The sequence below is a fragment of the Pseudoalteromonas sp. 11L1 genome, assembly GCF_055397545.1.
On sequence record NZ_AP041141.1, the window covers coordinates 156,656 to 176,544 of the forward strand.

The 19,889-nt window shown below is 37.0% G+C and carries 18 protein-coding genes; 5 read left to right on the forward strand and 13 right to left on the reverse strand.

The features are described 5' to 3' along the window. Positions 1–23: 23 nt before the first annotated feature. A complete protein-coding gene (locus ACZ5WS_RS00720; RefSeq protein WP_464709993.1) occupies positions 24–2,090 on the reverse strand; it encodes a catalase in 2,067 nt (688 codons plus the stop codon). Between the two features lie 548 nt (positions 2,091–2,638). Here ACZ5WS_RS00720 and ACZ5WS_RS00725 point away from each other — a divergent pair. After that, entirely contained in the window at positions 2,639–3,232 is a 594-nt protein-coding gene (locus ACZ5WS_RS00725; RefSeq protein ID WP_464709996.1) for an alpha-ketoglutarate-dependent dioxygenase AlkB, read from the forward strand. Between the two features lie 100 nt (positions 3,233–3,332). Here the strand turns inward: ACZ5WS_RS00725 and ACZ5WS_RS00730 are convergent, their stop codons facing one another. The 4 genes from ACZ5WS_RS00730 to ACZ5WS_RS00745 all read right to left on the reverse strand — a co-directional run bounded on the left by ACZ5WS_RS00730 (position 3,333) and on the right by ACZ5WS_RS00745 (position 8,807). Next, complete coding sequence (locus ACZ5WS_RS00730; protein WP_138608977.1) at positions 3,333–4,094, reverse strand: substrate-binding periplasmic protein; 762 nt, start codon at positions 4,092–4,094, stop codon at positions 3,333–3,335. A gap of 504 nt (positions 4,095–4,598) precedes the next feature. After that, positions 4,599–5,459 (reverse strand): HvfC/BufC family peptide modification chaperone, encoded by an 861-nt coding sequence (locus ACZ5WS_RS00735; RefSeq protein WP_464710000.1) that lies wholly within the window; start codon positions 5,457–5,459, stop codon positions 4,599–4,601. Next, positions 5,456–6,442 (reverse strand): MNIO family bufferin maturase, encoded by a 987-nt coding sequence (bufB, locus tag ACZ5WS_RS00740; RefSeq protein WP_138608981.1) that lies wholly within the window; start codon positions 6,440–6,442, stop codon positions 5,456–5,458. The genes ACZ5WS_RS00735 and bufB overlap by 4 nt, the downstream gene beginning before the upstream one ends. A 13-nt stretch (positions 6,443–6,455) precedes the next feature. Then, positions 6,456–8,807 carry a ferritin-like domain-containing protein gene (locus ACZ5WS_RS00745; RefSeq protein WP_464710003.1) on the reverse strand — a complete coding sequence of 784 codons (2,352 nt, stop codon included), beginning with the start codon at positions 8,805–8,807 and terminating at the stop codon, positions 6,456–6,458. A gap of 424 nt (positions 8,808–9,231) precedes the next feature. Between ACZ5WS_RS00745 and ACZ5WS_RS00750 the strand changes: the two genes are divergently transcribed. After that, positions 9,232–9,732, forward strand: a complete 501-nt coding sequence (locus ACZ5WS_RS00750) for a hypothetical protein (RefSeq protein ID WP_138608985.1) — start codon at positions 9,232–9,234, stop codon at positions 9,730–9,732. A gap of 440 nt (positions 9,733–10,172) precedes the next feature. Here ACZ5WS_RS00750 and ACZ5WS_RS00755 read toward each other — a convergent pair whose 3' ends face one another. The 8 genes from ACZ5WS_RS00755 to ACZ5WS_RS00790 form a co-directional block, all read right to left on the reverse strand. Next, the gene (locus ACZ5WS_RS00755) at positions 10,173–10,919 is read right to left on the reverse strand and encodes a CPBP family glutamic-type intramembrane protease (protein WP_138608986.1); all 747 of its coding nucleotides are present in this window, start codon (positions 10,917–10,919) and stop codon (positions 10,173–10,175) included. A 167-nt stretch (positions 10,920–11,086) separates the two neighbouring features. Then, positions 11,087–11,299, reverse strand: a complete 213-nt coding sequence (locus ACZ5WS_RS00760; RefSeq protein ID WP_010390771.1) for a helix-turn-helix domain-containing protein — start codon at positions 11,297–11,299, stop codon at positions 11,087–11,089. Next, positions 11,299–11,856, reverse strand: a complete 558-nt coding sequence (locus ACZ5WS_RS00765) for a DUF2975 domain-containing protein (RefSeq protein WP_464710012.1) — start codon at positions 11,854–11,856, stop codon at positions 11,299–11,301. The genes ACZ5WS_RS00760 and ACZ5WS_RS00765 overlap by 1 nt, the downstream gene beginning before the upstream one ends. Position 11,857: 1 nt before the next feature. Further along, on the reverse strand, positions 11,858–12,712 hold the full coding sequence (locus tag ACZ5WS_RS00770) for an alpha/beta hydrolase (protein WP_464710017.1): 855 nt from the start codon (positions 12,710–12,712) through the stop codon (positions 11,858–11,860). 608 nt (positions 12,713–13,320) lie between these two features. Then, on the reverse strand, positions 13,321–13,818 hold the full coding sequence (locus ACZ5WS_RS00775; RefSeq protein ID WP_464710018.1) for a hypothetical protein: 498 nt from the start codon (positions 13,816–13,818) through the stop codon (positions 13,321–13,323). A 24-nt stretch (positions 13,819–13,842) separates the two neighbouring features. After that, complete coding sequence (locus tag ACZ5WS_RS00780) at positions 13,843–14,169, reverse strand: hypothetical protein (protein ID WP_464710020.1); 327 nt, start codon at positions 14,167–14,169, stop codon at positions 13,843–13,845. 1,026 nt (positions 14,170–15,195) lie between these two features. Beyond that, positions 15,196–15,549: a hypothetical protein gene (locus tag ACZ5WS_RS00785; RefSeq protein WP_464710022.1), complete on the reverse strand. Its 354-nt coding sequence runs from the start codon at positions 15,547–15,549 to the stop codon at positions 15,196–15,198. Then, positions 15,549–15,848, reverse strand: a complete 300-nt coding sequence (locus ACZ5WS_RS00790; protein ID WP_464710023.1) for a hypothetical protein — start codon at positions 15,846–15,848, stop codon at positions 15,549–15,551. Before ACZ5WS_RS00790 ends, ACZ5WS_RS00785 begins: the two co-directional genes overlap by 1 nt. A 190-nt stretch (positions 15,849–16,038) precedes the next feature. Between ACZ5WS_RS00790 and ACZ5WS_RS00795 the strand changes: the two genes are divergently transcribed. The 3 genes from ACZ5WS_RS00795 to ACZ5WS_RS00805 all read left to right on the forward strand — a co-directional run bounded on the left by ACZ5WS_RS00795 (position 16,039) and on the right by ACZ5WS_RS00805 (position 19,549). Beyond that, the gene (locus ACZ5WS_RS00795) at positions 16,039–17,397 is read left to right on the forward strand and encodes a serine hydrolase domain-containing protein (protein WP_464710026.1); all 1,359 of its coding nucleotides are present in this window, start codon (positions 16,039–16,041) and stop codon (positions 17,395–17,397) included. A gap of 215 nt (positions 17,398–17,612) precedes the next feature. Beyond that, positions 17,613–18,857 carry an AAA family ATPase gene (locus ACZ5WS_RS00800; RefSeq protein WP_464710028.1) on the forward strand — a complete coding sequence of 415 codons (1,245 nt, stop codon included), beginning with the start codon at positions 17,613–17,615 and terminating at the stop codon, positions 18,855–18,857. Then, positions 18,857–19,549 (forward strand): hypothetical protein, encoded by a 693-nt coding sequence (locus tag ACZ5WS_RS00805; protein ID WP_464710029.1) that lies wholly within the window; start codon positions 18,857–18,859, stop codon positions 19,547–19,549. The genes ACZ5WS_RS00800 and ACZ5WS_RS00805 overlap by 1 nt, the downstream gene beginning before the upstream one ends. The last annotated feature ends 340 nt before the right edge of the window (positions 19,550–19,889 follow it).

Below are 19,889 nucleotides of genomic sequence, written 5' to 3' on the forward strand. Positions count from 1 at the left end.
TCACTAGCCCCAATTTATGCGATTTATCGGCTCCAATACCTAAGGTTACGAATTTTTGAGACAAACTCACTTGCGGAAATTTTATTTAAATTCAACAAGCCATCATCAAGCTGTCCATTTAAACCAGTAGCCTCGATTAAAGGAGTTGCTTTATCACTAAAGCCGATATACTTCATATGTGCATAAGCATCACTGACAAAATCTTTCGCCTCCGGTATTTCAGCAAACTTTTTAGCGCCTTCATTAGTGGTAAGCAGAACTATTGCGTCGTAAAGCACCGAAGGACCGCCATTAATCACTTGATCGGCCTCAATAATCTCGCCATTACTATTTTTAGCACCACCAACTTGAGCCGCAATAATTTCATAACTTGCACCTTCCTCTTTAAGGCTTTGTGTTAATAAATTAAAGGTTTCAGCATCAAAACCATCACTTACTAATATACCAAGCTTCCTGCCTTTAAATGTATTTGGCGCATTTTTTAAAATACTTAGCGCATCAGATACTGGTAAATCATGACGGGTATCAAGCGCCGCTTCTGCGGCATCTGGCATAGTTTGTAAACCTAAACCCAATGCAACTTGCTCAGCAAGCTTGTTATCAATATTTAACAGATGAGAAACCACACGTTCTCTGATACGTAAATGCTCTACTTTAGATAACTCAAAAATTAAAGCATCTTGGATATGCGTTTGCTCAACGTCAGTTTGACTTAAGTAGAATTGGCGCGCTTGACTGTAGTGATCACTAAATGTTTCTGAGCGATAGCGTAATTTACCCCCGTCAGTTTCAGATTCTGAGCTTTTGAATCCGTGTACAGGGCACTCTCGCGGATTGTTTTCATCCCCGCTGAATGAATTTGGTTCGTAATTAACCCGGCCTTTGGGGTTCTGCATTGCCATGTGGCCATCTTGAAGAAAGTGTCTCATCGGGCATTTTGGTGCATTAACAGGAATTTGTGTGAAATTAGGCCCACCTAACCGCTTGGTTTGTGTATCTAGGTACGAAAAATTACGGCCTTGCAATAAAGGATCGGGAGTAAAATCAAGCCCAGGCACTATATTTTGAGTACAAAAGGCAACTTGTTCAGTTTCCGCAAAGAAATTGTCTACGACTCGATTGAGTACCATTTTACCAATAATTTTAACTGGTACTTGCTCTTCGGGTATCAGTTTAGTGGCATCAAAAACATCGAACTCGAACTCTTCCGCAAATTTTTGATCAAATACTTGAATGCCCAGCTCCCATTCCGGATAGTCACCATTATTAATTGATTCCCACATATCACGACGATGAAAATCAGGATCAGCGCCATTTAATTTCAATGCCTCATTCCAAACCACTGACTGCATACCGCCTTTAGGTTTCCAGTGGAACTTAACAAATTTTTCTTCACCTTGTGCATTAATAAACTTAAAAGTATGAACGCCAAATCCTTCCATAAACCTTAATGAGCGCGGGATAGCTCTATCTGACATTGCCCACATAACCATGTGCATGGATTCTGGCGACAAACTTACAAAATCCCAAAAATTATCGTGGGCTGTTTGCGCTTGTGGAAAACCACGATCTGGTTCTGCTTTTGCGCTATGTATAAGGTCGGGAAACTTCATCGCGTCTTGAATGAAAAAAACTGGGATATTATTGCCTACCAGATCCCAATTACCTTCCTGCGTATAAAACTTAACGGCAAAACCTCGCACATCACGTGCTAAATCAGGCGAGCCCTGATTACCCGCCACTGTTGAAAAGCGTGCAAAAACAGGTGTTTTTTCACCTTTACGTTGAAAAATATCAGCAGAAGTCAAATCATCTAAAGCATCATACGTTTCAAAGTAACCATGTGCTCCATACCCTCTTGCGTGAACAACTCGCTCAGGAATTCGCTCGTGATCAAAGTGAAACAACTTTTCTCGTAACACATGATCTTCCAATAGTCCTGGTCCGCGTTGACCTGCTTTTAATGAATTTTGATTGTCACTGATAGGGCAACCTTGTGCGGTTGTCATTACGGGGTGATCTTCATTAGCTTTTTGATGAAGCTCTCCTGCATGTCCTTTGTTATTTGCATACTTAAATGACTCTGCCATAACTTTTCTTCCTTAAATGATTTTTTTGATTGCTATATTTTTAAAGGGTTAAAAAACAATAACCAAGCAAAAAAAAGACCATCTATAAATATCTTTAAAATCAATAATTAAGAAAGAAATGAAAATATTTCACCAATATAAACTATAAAAATTACACAGCTAATGTAAGCTTTCCTCAAAGCATCATTTTATTAAATTACTAAGCAATCAGCTTGTTCTTATTTTCATTATTACTGTATTTTTAAGTTAATCAAAGTTGAGCATGGTTCAACTGTGACACTGTAAATATTGGTAACCCACCATCACTTAAACACAGAGTCTATGGCCTTATCGCCTTAATGGTTTATTGTTTTAATTTACAAAATATCTTTTTATAAACAGCCGGAAGAGCAACAAAGCTCAACGCAAGGCGCCTTAATCGGGCTTGCACTCGTTGATGAACTTGTATTAACGCCGCAAGGCACGGCTGATGAGGAGTCTAAACACTTCAACTCTTCAAAATACTGATATGCTTATATTCATATTTGAGTGTAGCTAAGGTAAAAACCATGAAATTACCACTGTCTTGTGATGCCCATTATTACTCACACTTCATGTCTACAGCGCAAAGTGAAACGCTTTTTAAGTGGCTGAGGAGCAACTATGATCTCGAAGAGCCTGAGGTTATAGATTTCCCCGATGGATCACAAAAACCTATTTTACCGTGGCGAATGATTTTTTTAGACTCACAACTTGCTAAATCGGGTAGTTTCTCCTTGCATCATGGCAGACAAACAAAGAGTTTCCCCCTGCTTGAAGAGTTACGTCAGCAAATCACTGAACGCACCGGTTGTAATTTGGCTGTCGCGGTATGTTTGTACTACCCCAATGGGCAAGAAAGCTTAGGCTTTCATAGTGACTTACCCGCATTTGGCTCTACAGATGTGATTGCTTCAATCAGTATTGGGGCTCAGCGAGAATTTTTAATTCGCTCAAAAACCATCACACATGAACGCTATAATATCACGTTAGAAAATGGCTCTTTATTGCTGATGGGCAAAGGCTTTCAAGATAATTATGAACATGCAATTGCCAAAGGTGATAACACAATAGGACCTAGGTTTAATATCTCTTTTAGACGCTTTGGTAATAGCAAAGCATAAGTAGCTCAGTGAAAAAGTGTAAAGTAAGTGAAGGAATCATCCATTAGACAATTTCGCTCATCTACTGACTTTAAAGCGATTGAAAATAGATAAGGTATGCCTACTTTCTATCAATACTAGACAAAAACATACTTTCAGGTACTTTATTTTTAGTCATAACTTTATGGTATATACCGTCGTTTATACCTAAATCAATTGCTTTATTTACTACAATCATTGCGTTCAAACTTTTAGTAATGTCTTTTGCAAATGCAACATGAATTGAACGTTTCTCAATAACGTCAGAATCAAATGATATTTCGTTTTTAAATTCAATTAATTCATTACTTAACAAGTATTCGCCATAACTCTGCGACATAATAAGACGGTCTACTTTTTGATTATAAAGTAGTTTAAACCCTTGTTGAGCAGTGGCAACTTCTAACAACTCATAAGTATGATAACCTTTTAATATTTTGTCATGTACACCTAAACGAACACTCGCAATAACATTTTCTTCGTCTTTTCTATCTTTATGATAAAAAGCACCAAATGCCCCCACACCAATTGGGTTTGACAATACCGCCCACTGCTCTCTTCCTGGTAGATTAGCCGCTAAAAATAGACCGTCAGCTTTTCCTGACTGAGTATAATAGTTTGCTCTTGCCCAAGGTAAAACAATGGCATCCACTTCATACCCTAATTTAGCTAAGCTTTGATTTAAAAATTGCCAACTCGCACGATAGATTGGGTAATTTTCCTGCAGCATTTTTTCATGATCATGGCCAACTGCAAACGTAATGGTTTTATCTTTTTCGCTGGCATTTAACAAGCCGATATTAAAGCAGAAAATGCAAAAAAGAATGAGAGTTCTACGAATCATAGTAATCTCTTTTTAAAGGGGAATTTTTAAATTATATAAGATTTAAAAATAAAAGTTATATTTAAAGTGCTTGCTAATAACATAATAGGCATAAGCTATTTCAGTAAGGGGCCGCCCTTTAGTCTGTATCGATTAATTACACCCTAAATTTCACAAAAACGGGAAGTTAATTTATCACTATGTTTCAATAATCTACCTGCAATCAGTCACCCCTAAAAAATTACGTAAGGCCTCTAATAAAGAGCTTAGCTGTATTTTCAGTTGGTGCCCCATTTAATTGTTGGGTTGAAATAAAACACTTGAACTCTGTGAATAAAAAATCAAGGAAAAACCGCGACCAACTTGCGCGGTATTTTACAATTTTGAATCCCTTTTTGGTTTTACTAAATACAGCCTCAAATCCCAATAAAAGGAGAAACTAAAGGCAGATGCAAGCCATAACGGTAAAACCAGCCCAACACCGTTCAGCAAGCCGAGGAATAAGAAACTCACCAAAGGTGATAATTAATTTTTGTGTAGCGTAAACAGTCCTATATTCACGGCACTAGGGATCCAAATAGCTAATTGAGACTTTAATACTTGTGTTTCTATATTCATTTTATCTGAACAATAGGCGACAGCCTCTTTGTAACAACGCTGATCTTTTTTTAGCTGAAGCAAGAAATCGGTTTGCCAGTCGTTTAACATAGTGACTTTTAAGCGGTATTGGTGGCGTGATATGGCAATATACGTTTGCTCTGGTGTGGGCACAAGAGATGACTTACCTTGCTCAAGCTCAGCGACTAAAGGCAGTAAAGGATAATCGCTTTGAATAAGCTGTACGGACTCAGGTACTGCTATTATAAAGTCTTGCGCAATACCGCAAAGTAGCTCAATTTCGCTAATGGACAAAACTTTATGTGCTGTTTCAGGCCCAGGCTTCAAAAGTGTTAATGCTTTTGCTCTTTCAAATTTAGCTAGTTCTGCGGGTAGACAAAACATAGCTTGCTGATGCGGGCTAAAATCGCCTGTGGGTTTTGTGTGCGCTAAAAAATCAGCGAAGCGCGAGCCTAGCTGGTGCATAGTCCAAGACTCTGATGGCAAGGTGACAATAAAAGCTTTAGCGAAGGTATCAAATACTTCCTTACCCATGAACTGGCAAAGTAGTGCAAACTCCCCCCTAAGGCACTCGACTAAACGCATCACATAACCTGCAGCATAGATGTCGACCCTTCGCATGGCATTAAGGGTGCCACTGCTTTTAACACACTTATATAAAGTTAAGCCTTGTGAAGCAGCAGTATTAAGCTTTTGTGGCAAATCACCTCGCACCATTAAAACGGTGCTAAGCCACTGCTGGGTTTGTATTAAGTCTGGTGTTTTCATTGATCTAACTCTACTCGCTTAGACATGGTGTGGCGTGCCGCATCTAAACGTTCGTTAACTATGGGGGTTGAAAGCGCGTTAGTGTTAATAATCGTATTTTGTTCCGGGATATGACCTGCTAGTACCAGCTTTGCTTTGTTTAACTCTCCAACCAGCTCAGAAAAACTGGGAATATTGGCATCCCACTCAAGTAAGGTCGAAGTCCCCCCAGTTAAGCGCTGCGCCAATTGGTAAAGCTGCCAAACCTTATAGGGGACAGGCTGGTCATGAGTGTCTATCAAACAGTCTCCACAATCACTAGGGCCTGCAAGGTGTATTTGAACAATGTGATCGAGGGGTAATTGGCGAATAAATTGCTCGGCGTCAAAACCATGATTAAAACTACTAACAAAAACATTATTTACATCCAATAACATACCGCATCCTGTTGCTTTGACGAGCTCACAAAAAAACGCGCTTTCAGTGAAAGTAGAGTGTTGAAATTCAAGATAAGTTGACGGGTTTTCAAGCACTAAAGGCCTCTCTAAAAAGTCTTGTACTTGATCAACGCGGTCAATAACGTGCTGTAAACTTTCATCAGTTAGCGGCATTGGTAGCAAGTCGTGACTATTTAAACCAGCAAGGCCTGTCCAGCATAGATGATCAGAAATAAGTTGAGGGTTAACAAACTCACCTAACTCTTTGAGCTTGCGTAAGTATTCAAAGTTAATTGGATCGCTACTACCAATATTCATTGATACGCCATGCATAACTAGCGGGTATTGTTCCTTTAATTTATCGAGCACATACCTACCATATCCGTGATTATCTATATAGTTTTCACTGATAATTTCAAACCAATCAACACCAAGTGATGTATCGTGTTCCAAATGGGACATAATATAAGGATAATGCTGACTTCTGAGGCCAACACCAAACCCAAGATCAGTTAGCTTTTCGATAGCGGACGCAGCAAAATCCTGCGTCCGAGTTAGATTTGTCATACGCTCTTTCCTATCAAGTTGAAGGAGGAAGTGCTAAACGAATATCTGAAGGCATTGGCTGCTCAGGCGGTTTACCGTTATCATCCAACAAGCCATTAGCATTACTGTAAGCTTGCCAAGCAATGTTGTATACAGCGTCACCTTTTTTATAAGGCATTAATACGCACTCATCTGACTTATCACTGAGAGCGGCTTGGCTTTTTGGGTAAGTATAATCTATTGCTGAGAAGCTGTTATCTTTAAGGTTAAACTTAAATAACTGCATATCGTATTCTTGGTCATCACCTGAAAGCTTCGGGAAAAGTTGAGACGCCGAAATAGGCACTGCACAACCGCCCAAGTTATTACACTTATTATCGGCTGGTGCACTTTTTGGCCCGCTCGATACACTGCCACCACAGCTGCCACCTGGCGTTGTGCTATGCACAAAACCACAACCTCCCTGCGCTTTACAATCATTACTACCTTTACAGCTGTGATATACCTCAGGAGGTGGTAAATCATTAGTGCCGATGTTGTTATAACTCATTCCTTGGCAAGCATGATAAAGCGTGTCCGCACTTTGTGGGTCGATACCGCTCACTAAATCTGGCGCTATTCCTGTAGTTGCCCAGCAGATCGAAATTCTATCTCCAGAACCTCCCATTGCTGGACCCGGAAACTCCTCAGTTTTACCCGACCAATAGCGATCTAGCGCTGTTGTGAGACCTTTAATTGTACCTACTGCTGAACTACTAAATAATTGGTGAGTGTCATTAATATTAGTCGTGAGCCGCAGATTATTGAGCGCTTGCACTACGCTTGCTACCTCTGGGAGTTGCGGATTAGTCGCATGTGCTATATCGCCCCCTTTGGGATCTAATAATTCACAGCTCCAAGTGTTGCCATCAGCAAACCATGTAGGCCATGTCATGTAGCGTTCACTAGAGTTTGATGAAGGGGATTCAAAGTCAACGATCAGCTTCAGCGTATCGGTGAAAATTTGAAAGTGATCTTTATATTTATTGGTGATCCGTGCACATGCTGAGCCTGATATAGGACCTTCACTGCAGCTTGCTGGGTAATCCGCTTTTAATGCATCAGCGCTTGGTTGGAACTTTTCTTCGACTGTACTCGGGTGAGCATCGTTTGATGGCGACTCCTTAGAAGCAAGAAAGTTTTGCGCCCATATCTCATTAGCCCAACGTTTACAAAGCATGTCAGCCACACCATCACCCTCACCTTGATCCGTAATGGCATTCACATTGTTCATTAAGGCTTCTTTGAGAGCTGTATGATCTGAATTTACGTTGAGTGAACCCATAATGCCCGGAAATTGTGCTTGATATTCATCATTTCCAGGGCGCTCATTGAAGTAGTCGCGCTGACTAGCTTCGCAGGTAGGCTGAATAGTTGCGTAATCTAACAAACTAGTTCCATCGTCATATTGGATCTGAATATAATCCCAATAACTTAAGTACATGTGCCCAATTGAACCAAATAGCGGCAAGTCACTTTCCTTGTAATTCGGTTTCCACCAGTCATATGGGGCTTGTTCAAAGTATTTTGGTCGTTGTGTATCTGCGTTTGGTTTTAAAAACTCTGGTTGAATAATTTTGTGAGCATTTTCTTCAGTCTCTTCTATCAACATAAATAGCAGCGTTTGCTCTTTACTGAGTTCTGTTGCATTAACACGTAAATCTTGTAGCGTTTTATTGGGAAAAATTTGTTTGAAATAAGCTTGAACCGCAGGGCTCAATTTAGATAAATCGGTAGTACAGTCCGCAAAGTTCAAAATATGTGGAATGCTACTTTTGTTGTTGTAGCACTTCCAACCATATTTTTCGTCAATTAACGCCTGACTAGTAAAGCTCGGTGTGAGGCCCAATTTACTTGCCATATTTGAGGCCAGTTGTAGATGCAGCATTTCTTCAATAAAAACACTATATACCCCGTTGAACACTTGTTGATTAACAGACAGTTCATATTTTTTGGCTGGTTTATTTGCATCATCACTGTTTCCAGCTGAGGTGTCGGTGTCAAACAAAGCAGTTAAGTTAACATCATACTGATTACGTCTTATTTCAGGAATGTAACCAGCCGTAGGACCAAGCCCTGGCCAATAACGGCCGGGATACAGTTTCGACGAGTCTGCAATTTGGTGTGTCCCTTGAATCGAATAGAGGCCGCTCATATAAAGCGGGATTGTAAATAATTCGACGTTAATTGCAGCCTGTGCAATTGCTCTCAGACAAGATAAATCAGCCGCTTTATACTTGCTATCACGCACTTTAATTTTTTGCTTTTGCGCACTGCTGAGAAGAATATTAGCATCAATTTCTGTATCTACTGCTACCGACGGGCCCGTTTTGTTTTGCACATTCATAATTTGCTCCTTTGTGACGGTGAACGTTGTGCAATATCGCTGGCTTAAATAAAAATAAGTTAGGATCTTGGTTGGTTATCCAAGACACCTTAAAGATTTAAGCTAGTTGATTTAGGTGAGCGATGGACACTCTTTATAAAGATAGCTGAAGACAAGCGTAAAAATATTACACAGCATTACATAACGCTATAAATGCATGTGTTGCTAGAAGTAAAAATAGAAAAAAGCATAGGGTCACTAATAATTGCAACCCTGACGAGTTTTTGTATTGAGTTTTTAATCGACCTTCCTAATTACACTCAATTGAGTATTGGGTGTAATAATTTGTAATAGATATCTTAAATCATCCAACCTAACATTTTATTAACAACGAATTTTATGTTGTTTGACAATGAAATAGATATTTACAATGGAGAAATAAATTATGGGTACCGATACTAATTTTAATATTGATGTTAATCAGCTAATTACTAGTGTTTTTGGTAGCAATAAAGATCGCAACGATTTGGCTGTTGGTATAAGGAATGCTACAAAATCAACAATAAGTGTAGATTACTATATTGACCATGGTAGTTTACGAGATGTTGACGGTGGCAACAAAATTAACCCTGGGGAGCTTTGGGAAGCAGGTGTTCATGCTAAAGGTGCGGGTTCAAATATTACTATGAGCATTGAAATTTCAGGTAATAAATCTGGTTGGGCAATTATGTCCGCAACACCAGTAAATAAACAGAACTATTTTAAAGTACAGCATAGTAAAACGCCTTATAGTAGCTCTAAAGATGCATATAAAGCGGCTGATAAAACAAAAAAACACTACTCTGATGATGGCATTTACGATGAAAGTCATAACGGGTATACGGCAGTAATAAGTATGACTGGTGAAAGCCCTGCTGCCTGCACCATTGTTATCGAAGATAACTAATTTTAAATTTATTTGTTATTAGGCAGTGTATATACACTGCCAGAAAAAGGACTGATATTGGTAGTAAACGATGACGGAGACCAAGGGCCTTACTTAATCATCAATGATGCTAAAAATATCTAAATTCAAATGGCGTTCTTAGCCAAGCCATGGTGCATATTAATACCAATCGACGTAATGACTAGATGCGTAGTCATATTTAAAGTGAGTTTAAATAATAAGAACACTTGGTTTTTAAATAAAAAGATCAAGAAAATACAGCTGCCTGCTTGATCAGAAATTTCTAATGGGTAGCCCTTTGGTTTTTCTAAGTGATAAAAGGAGCTCAAATTGCAGGCATGAATGACTTGTGGTCACTTGCAAACGAGCCCTTTTGGCTGCAGCCGGTGAAGAGGTAAAAACTTACACAAGATTTTACCTCTCTTAAATTAAACTTTTAATTAGATTAGCTGCCCAACAAAGTTAACACTATTATGGGCTAAAATAGGAAACACCAAACTCCCTGTGCGCTCTCTTAGCCAAAGTAAAATAAAGCCGTAGCCACCTGTTAATAAAATAGCGGGAAAAGAAAAGTGCCACTCTCCACCATTAAACATAACCCCATGAACTAGTCCAAATAACACCACTAAAAGCAACCCTGCAATGTTAATTGACGCACCACCTAAATTATAGCGTTCAGATATGATTGCCAAAGATATACAAAATAAAAGAATCCCTCTAAACATTGGCTCCTCATCAAAGCCTGGCATTGTTGCCTGATAAAGTAAGGTTTCTAAATCGTAATTAGGTTCACCACTCCAAAAAAGTGATACAACTATCTGTAAAATGATAAACAAGCACATAACTGTAAAAGCGGGTTTTATAGAATTTTCATTTTGCCTAAAAGTAAAACCAGCATCTGCAATACGAAAGTTAGCTTTAAATTTAACTAAAGCCAATAGTACGACTAACCAAAGGATTATTGCCGCTACTTTTCCAGACCAATTCCACGACATATCAGGAAAAAGCATATCCAAGGGGATAACCTTTCCACCTTTAAACAAAGCAAAAAAGTAGCAAACTAAAATACCTAACGAAATCAAAGACCAAATTAGATTTAAATCAACTTTTTTAAGTGCTTTTAATATCAAAACTAAAACTAATATAACGCCGACATTTGCAAATAAACCTATAAATAGATCTTCCATGAATACCTCTTTTATTAAAGGCTATTTCTAGCACTTATTTTATTATTGTTTTAAGTAGTAACTAATACTAATCCTAAATTAGGTACTGTTAAACAATTAGTTATAGAAGAGGAGAGTGAAACGGGGTCAAACCCTAAAGGGAGCATTTTTACTAGTCAGTATGCGACTTAGTCAATATCAACTTCAAAGCGTAAAATATCACCAGGTTGGCAATCTAAGTATTTGCAAATAGCGTCAAGCGTTGTAAATCGTACAGCCTTTGCACGGCCCGATTTTAATACAGATAAATTTTGTGGGGTAATCCCAATTGCTTCGGCAAGCTCTGCCGACTTCATTTTACGCTTTGCGAGCATCACATCTAAATCAATTATTATTGCCATTAAATTACTAACTCTTGCTCTTGTTGCAGCTGTTGCGCCTGTTTCATTATCCATGCAATAACATAAATAATAAGCCCAACTATAAAGCCTATGATATCGGTGTCTTGAATCACTACAGCTCGTTTAAGCTCACTACCTGTGAACATATTGAGCAGTGTTACCAACAACGCGGGATAAAAAGCCACAAATATAAATTGCAGTAATAATAAGCCACCAAGCCATTTAAAGCATTGAATATTCTTTAAGTTAAAAAACAATCCTTTACGGTAAAGCATAAACAAGCGAATTAAAATCAGATTTACAATAATGTATGGCAACATTTGCGGTAACGCTAACCACGTCATTGCATTAAAACTGTTTGACGTTAATGTGCTTGCAGTACTTTTCCAAGAACCGGTAACTTCAAGCCCTATCCACAAGTGGGTACCGTTAGCTTGAGTAAAGTTTAAAACATCACTGCCATTAAGTAACAATACAACGGCGGTAATTAATAAAGTAGTTAGGGTCAAAAAAAGTAACGCTAATATTACGTTACTCATCATTACTATTCTTTTCATTTTAAGATTTCTTTGCTTTTAACTGCATTACTAATCGCTGATAATGTAGCTGTAACTTATCACCAGTCAATGCATTACCATGGTGCTTACCCTTTACAATATATAATTGCTTTTGCTTTGAAAGTGCATGTTGGTATAAAGTTTCAGCTAAAGCAGGAGGTGTTTGAGTATCGTCTTCTCCGGTAATTATTAAAAGCGGAGCTGTAAATGATTCCACTACCTTTAAATTATCAACCCTAGCTAGCTCATCACTAAAATTAACCTCTACAAATGGCTTTACAAACCAAGGCATACGTTGCGATGTCATTTGCTTTACATTAGTAATACTTCCTTCAAGTACTAGCGCATCAGCAGGCCGCTCGCTTGCAACATACCCTGCAATCATGCTGCCTAAAGAGTGTCCATGTAAAATAGTCGGAGTGCTTTTTAAATCTGTACGGGTTGCAACATAATCATAAACTGACAATGCATCACGCTTTAAGTTTTCAATTGTCGGCGTGCCCTCACTATTACCGTAACCTCGATGATCAACCATTAAGATATTTACATTCATTGGCAGTATTTGTTGTGCAGATCTACCTCCAGCAACGCTTACACGAAATTGATTACCACCAAAATAAATAACCGTTGCTTGCGCATCATCAACCGTTATTAAGGTGCCACTCAACGTCACATCGTCAAACCCATTTATAGTTATATCTTCTGTTGTAGCTGTTTGCTCAATTTTACGCAGCTTTGTAATCTGTACTTTTTGATCTGGGTTCAGAAAATTTGACTCTTCAATCGAAATTGTTGTGCATGCAGTTTGCAGCATAACGAACACTATAGTAGCAAGAGTAAGTAACTCGCGTTTCATTTTAAGTTCCTTCTATTAAAAAATCACTATGACACTCAAAAACTAAAAAAACAATTAAAATTACCGCAAAACGATAACTTATTATTGTTTTGTAATATTTAAATGTATTTTCAGCATTTCTTTCTATTATAAGATCGGGCTAAATTACAACGATGTCTAACTCAATATTGTGCCGCAATATAAGAAGAAGTTCGCGAATAGAGAGGGCACAGCAGCCCCGTTTTAGCTGTCGTCACCACAAATACAAAAAATTGAATAAGGTTTCTAATTTCTAAAGATGCGAGACGCATTCACATTATCTGTAATAGTAATCTCAAACATCTATTAGGGCTTGCGTGCGCCAGCAAGCTTAACGCCCACAATAAATAACACTTATTCTTGGTTTGTGAGCGAGTAAGTATATTTGTGATTCGTTAGGTTTCGTTTCAACCAATCCAATCTACGCTTATACAATTAACATTAATCACCACACACAAAAAAGCCGCTGCATTGCTGCAACGGCTTTTATAGCTTTAACAAAAATTAGTCTCTGTAGGTCTCAACCGGAGCGTATGTAAATACTAAATTGCAGTAGTCGTACACGTTACAAATACCGATTTGAGTTACTCTCATTTGTTTTTGTGACTAAAGCTTTTTAAGTATTCCATTTGCTTTTTCTGCCGTCTTTTAAGCCTTTTAATAACATTAACACTCACCTTTAAATACTTACTCTTAAAAAATAGCAATATCAATGAATTAAAAATTATAAATAAAACTGAAAGCTCTAAACCATTAAATGAACGTTCATTTTTTTGCTCAAATATTAAACCCAAAATATAAATGAGGGGCACAGCTATAGAACACCCAGCAACTAAGCGGTAAACTTTAATAACCCAGTTTCTACCTGCAGATATGAGCGCTCCAAGAAAGATAAACACACATATGCCAATAAAAAAACCGATAACTCTAGGTCCTAGCTCATTCACAGTATCATATGGCCAAAGCATGATTAATATTGTAAATGCTAATGATGAGTAGCTAATAACGCTTGATACAATGGCTAAAGAACAGACTAAACTGTATTTTAGTTTTAATATTGAATTACTCTGTAAGCTAGCAGCCGCCATTCCTCTTACCATCACCTAAAACCATTATTCAAATAATACAGATGAAAACATTAATAGTGCGCAAATCATAAAAATTACAAAATACACTTTAAATAATCTCGAGACGTGAGCTGGTACCTTGTTTCTATCACTTAATAAATTATACCGTTTTGCATACCAATCAAATAAAAATACACTGCCATAATGAAGTAAACCATGAAGCGCCATAAAAATATTTAGGGAATAGTAGCGATTTCCATGCTCTAAAATATCTTCAACCGTTCTGAGCTTTTTTGATTTTAAATAAAAAGCTAAAGGTAAAAGAATGATAAAAATAACACTTAAGCCAACACCAAAAAATATCAAGTCCATTATTTAATCAACAAAGAAGAAAAGCAGTTAATCTAAACAAAGTAGGCCATTAAGCATGCTAATAAAAACATAGAGCTAAATGTTATAAATAAAATATAATAAAGCTTAAACCACATCTGCAAATTTTTGGGTACTTTCTCTCTCTCCTCTATTACCTTATAACGCCTAGCATACCAATCGAATAGAAATATAGAACCGTAGTGCAATGCTCCACTACCAGCAGTTATGATATTTAATGAGTAAAAACGATTTCCATCATCTAGAACATCCTCTACCAACCGTGTTTTTTTATCTTTTATTGCTATTAACATTGGTAACATTATAAAAAAGAAAAGACCTGCAGATGTAATAAACAAAATTAAAAACCACAACTTAATAGGCTCCATTACTTTTCAACAACCTCATATATTAACTCGCCTGCAATCCCTCCAGCATAACCTCCAGCTTTGCTTGCCTCAACCCTATCAGCGCAATTTCAACATACCCAACTCTTTTCAGGTTTTTGGCCAGGTTAGCTGCAGTTTTATAGTCTTGAAATTAATAACGGTGATTTCGATTCGCAGGTGGTTGTGACTGGTCATTAAACAGTACAATACACATAAATATTAAACGAAGGCTTGCTCAATATAATGTAAAAAGGACTTAAAGCCGTCACCATTCAAAAAGCTGTTTTCATGCCCTCTTCCGCAATTCATTAAATAATAAAATGCATTCCTGTAGCTTTTTTATTTATATTATTTCTTATTAAACTTTGGCTTACCAATTTTAGTAAAAAATAACGCTATAACGATTATAAGCATTATCACAAAAGCATAGCGACCTAAAAACTGGAAAGCTCCAAATACGATCGCAACCAACGCGGCACATAAAAGTATAAAAAAATATTTTTTAGCATGCTATGCGTATCCAGTACTTAAATTAAAGAAAATCAGAGTTCTAATGGGTGCCCTCTGATTATTTAGTTCTACATGGTGATCATTCTAAAGATTCAAACCTGATCTTCATATAAAAAATTTATAAAGTTAATTAAGATTCACCTATGGTTTTAAGCTCTTTTATGAAGCTTGCATCATCTTTTAATAAAAAGCATTTTGCCAGTTGTATATCAACTTTATGCTTGGCATTCAATTTAGGTGAGTAATTTTTAACCAGCAACGCAACCTGTTGAAACTTATTAGCCGAATAGCTACTCATTTCAACAATTCCACCTGCTATTTTACTAATATCATTAGTAGGAATATTATTATCTTTGAAGTACCAAAAAAAGCAATTTGCACTAGCAAAATCCATCAGTGGCTCTTTACTTTTCTCTGGCATAGATGAGCATGAAAAGCTCAAGGTGAATAATAAAAAAACTCCTATTACCTTAAACTTCGACATCACGATGCTTCCCAAAATAAAACAGTATGCATGAGAGCACTGACTAAATAAGCCCCTATAAAAAGCATAGCGAATGCTGAAACGGCCCCACCTCCTGTATATCCGGCTTTAGCTTTTTCTACCATTAAAACATAGATGCTCAGCCCTATACTCACCTTAAACCACAGCCAGTAATCGTTACTAAATAACGGTATTGCTGCAAAAGCAACAATCGGTACTAGTATTTTACCTTCTTCGTTTTTGTGTAAAAAATAAAAAGCCATAACAGCAATATATAAAAATGGCGTTACATCACTCATATAAACAACTTCCTTGTAGATATAAAATCAAAACAAATAAACTTTAACTATTGTACTTATTAATCAGTACTAAGTACTTAAAAACGTCATTAATTGTGTTTACTTTTTAGCTGTGCAATATTAACTCACTATAAAGCGCAAGGAACGCCTGCTCATTAGCGAACTTGATATAAAAAATTAAAGGATGAACATGATTAAGCCATTTTACACAGGCTGCTTATTAGCTCTTACTCTATTAATACCCAACCAAGCTAAAGCAGAGCCTACAGCTTTACAGTACCAACAAATCCTTAATGATACCCTTTCAGCCAGTGAGCCTGGTGTGTCGGTGATAATAAGTAAAAATGGAAAAACTGTTTTTAAAGGAACCCGAGGGCTTGCCAACCTTGAACACAACATTGCACTTACCAATCAAAGTGTTTTACGGTTAGGTTCTATTTCAAAACAGTTTACCGCTGCTGCAATTATGATGTTGCAAGAGCAAGATAAATTATTAATCTCTGACGATATTCATAAGTATGTTCCAAACTTTCCTACTGAGGGTAACCTCGTCACAATAGAAAACTTACTGACCCACACATCGGGAATAGCAAATTATACCGATGACGACGACCTATTCGATAAAGAAATACAAGTACCTGCAAGTGTTGATGATACGCTAGCGCGTTTTGCCAAGCACCCTATGGTTTTTAAACCAGGCGAAGCAATGGCTTATTCAAATACAGGTTATTCACTACTTGGTAAAATAGTGGAAGTAGCAAGTGGGCAATCTTATAAGGAGTTCGTTGAACAATATATTTTTAAAAAACTGGGGATGACACAAAGTAGCTACGAAGGGCAAAAGCTTGTTCCTCATCGCGCAGCTGGATATGAACAAACAGAGCAAGGCTTTATAAACACAAGTTATATTAATATGGATTGGCCCTATGCCGCAGGGGCGCTTATATCAACTCCAACTGACTTAAACATTTGGTTTAGTGCATTATCGTCTGGCAAGCTTATTAGTAAAGCAAGTTATGAGAAGATGGCCAGCCCTTTTAAACTCAACGACGGCAGTTTTTCACCCTACGGTTACGGCCTAGTTATTAAGCCTTTTAATGACTATACGGTAATTAAGCACACCGGCGGAATAAATGGCTTTTTAGCACATGCACGCTATATAGCCGAGCAAAAACTATACGTAGCTGTACTCGCTAATTCAAACCATATAAACCCTATTTTTATAAACGAAAAACTCACAGCAAAAGTACTAGGTATAGAACTACCAAAATTTAAAAGCGTAAATGTAACAGCGCAGCAACTATCACCCGTTTTAGGCGATTACCGTATTAATAAAAATACTTCTCGCAGCCTAATTTATGAAAATGACGTTTTATATTCTCAGCGCACAGGTGGAAATAAGATAAAGCTAATTCCCATGTCTAAAAATAGTTTTTACTACCCTAATTCAAATAACTATTTAGTCATTGAAAAAAATAGCAAAGGGAAATTAATAATGAAATATTTTAGTGGATTATCAACAACGCCGACAGAGGCTATTAAAATTTAAGATAATTATAATGCCACCCATTCTGATTTATCTATTTTTAATGTCTGAAGTCAAGATTTGACCCCTTTCAAATTCAGCTGCCTGCTTGACCGGAACTTTCTAATGGGTGACCTCTTTGGTTTTTAAAAACTAGAGAGTCGTACTTGTAATTTATCTTATTATCGTCACTATATGGTAAACTTGAATTAAAGCAATAACCTTGGAAGCTGATTATAATGTTATATGGTATTGATATTCAGAATTTTAAATCTGTTGAGAAGTTAAAATTAGAGTTCGGTCGACTCAATATTTTCATTGGTGAAAACGGTTGCGGGAAAAGCTCAATTTTAGAGGCTATAACTTTCGTAGCAGCGGCAGAAGCCAACAAGCTAGATACCGAGTTTCTTGAAAATCGCGGCATTCGAGTTTCAACTCCTCAATTGATGCGTTCAAATTTTTCTAAAAGCAACTCTGATACACCAATAGAACTGAAGGTATATATTGATGCGCAAGGTGCTGGTCGCACATATATAATTAATAATGAAAATGAAACTTACTCTGAATGGAAGCTTGAAACAGATACCATTATAGACAGTAATGAAGAAAGCTTCTCTCAGAGTGAACTTGCGAGACACTATGAGCAATTTAATATGATATCAAAGCTTCTTAACGATACTAAGTTTAATAAACTTAAAGAATTGTTTAAAGATGAAGATTTTGAAAAGCAATTAGATGAATTCAAAGCTGGTGATTTTGGAAAGAAATTTGAGGAAATCACTGATGTTTTTGGAAGTATTGAGAGTGATGTTAACAAGCAACTATCTCCTTTAAAAAACTTTGTTATATATTCACCACAAAATAAGCAATTAAGAAATCTAAAAGAAGAAGGATCTATTAGGCCTATTGGAATACATGGCGAAGGGCTTTTCAAATTACTACGGGAGTTGTATGTTAAACAGCCTGAATCTTTTGAGGATCTAGAAAAAGGTCTAAAATTAATGGGGTGGTATAAATCTATGGATCTGGATAATGAACCCGAATTAGCTGAAGATGAGTTATATATTCAAGATAAATTCTTACCCGTTGCGATAACTCAAAGAAGCGCAAATGAAGGGTTTTTATATGTACTTTTTTATATGGCTTTAATTATTTCAAAAGATACTCCAAAAATTTTCGCTATAGATAATATCGATGCTGCATTAAACCCGAAACTATGCACTAAAATTACAAGTTACCTTAGTGAACTAGCTAAAAAATATGACAAACAACTTTTTTTAACAACTCATAACCCTGCGACTTTAGATGGGATTAACCTTTCGAGTAAAGAAGAAAAACTATTTATAGTATCTAGGAAAAAGAAAGGTCAAACTACTGCAAAGGAGTTTACCCTAAAACAAATGCCAAAAATTAACGATGAGCTAATGCTGCTATCTGAAGCAATGATAAAAGGCTTCATTGGTGGCCTTCCAAGGGGATTTTAATGCAGTTTGGATTAATTTGTGAGGGGCCTACTGATCATGCTGCAATTGAGAATATGCTGTGTGGAATTTATGATAACTGTGACTTGTTTGAATCAATCACTCAATTACAGCCAGGCGGAGCTACTGATAGTAACCAAGAAGCTGGTTGGCTCAGAGTTTTTGAATACATAAAAAACTATAAATTTAGACAATCCCTTTCCATTGTTAAAAATGTGGTTATTCAAATAGATACTGATGTCGCTTATTTAAAAGGGTTTGATGTTGACCTTAGAGACGAAAATGGAAAAGCCCTCAAATGTCCTATTGAAATTTTTGAAAAAGTCAAAAATAGACTCATTCAGCAAATAAATTCTGGAGAGACTGGTTTTTATGATAATAATAGTGACAGAATCATATTTGCAATTACAGTCCACTCCTTAGAAATTTGGCTATTTAAACATCATAGCAAAAATTTACCTAGGGTAACTGATATCAACAGTGGAGAAGTAAAGTTAGCCTCAGAATTAGCAAAAAATGATAAACTAATATCGTTTACTCGCAGAGTACAAGGAAAGAAACGGCTTATGGATAAAAACTACGAGAATTATGATAAGTTAACTGAGAATTTTTTTAACAAAAAAACAAGAAAAAAATCAGTTGAAGAGCTTTGTAAAGTAGATAACAGTTTCCGGTTATTTAAAGAACAGTTATAAATAAAATACTAAAATCTAAGACTCTAAGTATTGAAGTCAGCTTCATACCTACAAAGACGAAAAGTTTAGGGGTGAAACAGTATGTTACCAAGACCAAACACCAATCTCATGTTTAACACCCTTCCCCGTCATCACGCCCTGAAAATAAGCAATTGATGAGTAATATCGCGCATGGATGCCGACAGTAACCCAGCTTCAGGGATGAATTACGTGCAGCAGAATCAATTTGAAAATCGATCCCTCTTTGGCTGCCGTCGCCAGCGCGACAAAACCTTGAATAAGGTTTCTAATTTAGGTCACGGATTTATCCAGGCAAAAGTTAGCAATAAAAGCAATCAGC